Source organism: Massilia sp. CF038 (genome assembly GCF_900129765.1).
GTDB lineage: Bacteria > Pseudomonadota > Gammaproteobacteria > Burkholderiales > Burkholderiaceae_D > Telluria_A.
This window is the reverse complement of the sequence record NZ_FQWU01000012.1, coordinates 1,965-5,232: the sequence shown is the minus strand read 5'-3', so window position 1 is coordinate 5,232 and position 3,268 is coordinate 1,965. Positions and strand designations below refer to the sequence as shown.

The following is a 3,268-nucleotide window of genomic DNA, read 5'->3' as shown; positions in this document are numbered from 1 at the left end:
CACTGGTTGCAGCACTATCATCGGCGTAAGCTCGTTTCACGGTCCTGTTCGGGATGGGAAGGGGTGGTACCGAGTTACTATGGTCATCAGGCATAACTTGTACAGGTAGTTGCTCCCAATGGGGCAGCAGTACCTTGAATCTGGAAGAAGTAAGTGTTGTTTATTACTTGGGCAGCACTTGATATCAACAACAAGCACAACGCGTATTCTTATCATCTACAACTGCTAATGTTATAGGGACAAGCCGTACGGGCAATTAGTATCAGTTAGCTTAATGCATTACTGCACTTCCACACCTGACCTATCAACGTCCTGGTCTCGAACGACCCTTTAAAGAGCTCAAGGCTCTGGGAAATCTCATCTCAAGGCAAGTTTCCCGCTTAGATGCTTTCAGCGGTTATCTCTTCCAGACTTAGCTACCCGGCAATGCCACTGGCGTGACAACCGGTACACCAGAGGTCTGTCCACTCCGGTCCTCTCGTACTAGGAGCAGCCCCCTTCAAATTTCCAACGCCCACGGCAGATAGGGACCAAACTGTCTCACGACGTTTTAAACCCAGCTCACGTACCACTTTAAATGGCGAACAGCCATACCCTTGGGACCGGCTACAGCCCCAGGATGTGATGAGCCGACATCGAGGTGCCAAACTCCCCCGTCGATATGAACTCTTGGGAGGAATCAGCCTGTTATCCCCAGAGTACCTTTTATCCGTTGAGCGATGGCCCTTCCATACAGAACCACCGGATCACTATGTCCTACTTTCGTACCTGCTCGACTTGTCAGTCTCGCAGTTAAGCACGCTTATGCCATTGCACTATTAGCACGATGTCCGACCGTACCTAGCGTACCTTCGAACTCCTCCGTTACACTTTAGGAGGAGACCGCCCCAGTCAAACTGCCTACCATGCACTGTCCCCGACCCGGATAACGGGCCAAGGTTAGAACCTCAAACAAACCAGGGTGGTATTTCAAGGATGGCTCCACGAGAACTGGCGTCCCCGCTTCAAAGCCTCCCACCTATCCTACACAGATTGGTTCAAAGTCCAATGCAAAGCTACAGTAAAGGTTCATGGGGTCTTTCCGTCTAGCCGCGGGTAGATTGCATCATCACAAACATTTCAACTTCGCTGAGTCTCGGGAGGAGACAGTGTGGCCATCGTTACGCCATTCGTGCAGGTCGGAACTTACCCGACAAGGAATTTCGCTACCTTAGGACCGTTATAGTTACGGCCGCCGTTTACTGGGACTTCAATCAAGAGCTTGCACCCCATCATTTAATCTTCCAGCACCGGGCAGGCGTCACACCCTATACGTCCACTTTCGTGTTTGCAGAGTGCTGTGTTTTTATTAAACAGTCGCAGCCACCAGTTTATTGCAACCCGTTCATCCTTCCACAGTAAAGTGGTCAAACTACAAGGGCGTACCTTTTCCCGAAGTTACGGTACCAATTTGCCGAGTTCCTTCTCCCGAGTTCTCTCAAGCGCCTTAGAATACTCATCTCGCCCACCTGTGTCGGTTTGCGGTACGGTCTCGTATGACTGAAGCTTAGAGGCTTTTCTTGGAACCACTTCCGATTGCTTCGAGACCTAAGTCTCTCGTCTCAACCCCTTGAATTCCGCGCCCGGATTTGCCTAAGCGCCTTCTATGAGTCAAAAACCGGGACATCCAACACCCGGACAACCTTCCGCGATCCGTCCCCCCATCGCATCATACGACGGTGCAGGAATATTAACCTGCTTCCCATCAGCTACGCATCTCTGCCTCGCCTTAGGGGCCGACTCACCCTGCTCCGATGAACGTTGAACAGGAAACCTTGGGCTTACGGCGTGGGGGCTTTTCACCCCCATTATCGCTACTCATGTCAGCATTCGCACTTCTGATACCTCCAGCATCCTTTACAAGACACCTTCGCAGGCTTACAGAACGCTCTCCTACCATATCCTTACGGATATCCGCAGCTTCGGTGACTGGCTTAGCCCCGTTACATCTTCCGCGCAGGACGACTCGATCAGTGAGCTATTACGCTTTCTTTAAATGATGGCTGCTTCTAAGCCAACATCCTGACTGTTTTAGCCTTCCCACTTCGTTTTCCACTTAGCCAATCTTTGGGACCTTAGCTGGCGGTCTGGGTTGTTTCCCTCTTGACGCCGGACGTTAGCACCCGACGTCTGTCTCCCAAGCTCGCACTCATCGGTATTCGGAGTTTGCAATGGTTTGGTAAGTCGCAATGACCCCCTAGCCATAACAGTGCTCTACCCCCGATGGTGATACTTGAGGCACTACCTAAATAGTTTTCGGAGAGAACCAGCTATTTCCAAGTTTGTTTAGCCTTTCACCCCTACCCACAGCTCATCCCCTAATTTTTCAACATTAGTGGGTTCGGACCTCCAGGGCGTGTTACCGCACCTTCATCCTGGCCATGAGTAGATCACTTGGTTTCGGGTCTACACCCAGCGACTGTCGCCCTATTCGGACTCGATTTCTCTACGGCTTCCCTATATGGTTAACCTTGCCACTGAATGTAAGTCGCTGACCCATTATACAAAAGGTACGCAGTCACGGAACAAGTCCGCTCCTACTGTTTGTATGCACACGGTTTCAGGATCTATTTCACTCCCCTCCCGGGGTTCTTTTCGCCTTTCCCTCACGGTACTGGTTCACTATCGGTCGATTACGAGTATTTAGCCTTGGAGGATGGTCCCCCCATATTCAGACAGGATTTCTCGTGTCCCGCCCTACTTGTCGTACGCTTAGTTCCACACATTACATTTCGTATAAGGGGCTATCACCCTCTATGGCCGGAGTTTCCAATCCGTTCTACTATGTATCGTGCTAAAACGTACAGGCTCATCCCATTTCGCTCGCCACTACTTTGGGAATCTCGGTTGATTTATTTTCCTGCAGCTACTTAGATGTTTCAGTTCGCCGCGTTCGCTTTGCATACCTATGTATTCAGTATGCAATGACCTGTAAAGGCCGGGTTTCCCCATTCGGAAATCTGCGGATCAAAGTGTGTTTGCTCACTCCCCGCAGCTTATCGCAAGCTACTACGTCCTTCATCGCCTGTAATCGCCAAGGCATCCACCATGTGCACTTATTCGCTTGTCCCTATAACGTTAGCTTCTGGCGACTAACCAGAAAGCGTTTATAGAGATAAGAGTACAGCGTTGTTGCTTTGTTTGTTGATACAAGTTTTACTACCCTGCCAAACCGTTTGCACGGATTGACATAAAACTTTACTTCTTCCAGATTGTTAAAGAACGAAAC

General features: G+C 50.2%; 2 rRNA genes. Both read right to left on the bottom strand.

Annotation, left to right across the window (positions count from 1 at the left end):
* Nucleotides 1-91: ribosomal RNA gene (rrf, locus tag BUC24_RS26245) — 5S ribosomal RNA — on the bottom strand; the annotation flags it as partial.
* 144 nt (nucleotides 92-235) lie between these two features.
* Nucleotides 236-3,109, bottom strand: a 23S ribosomal RNA gene (locus BUC24_RS26240).
* Nucleotides 3,110-3,268: the final 159 nt, after the last annotated feature.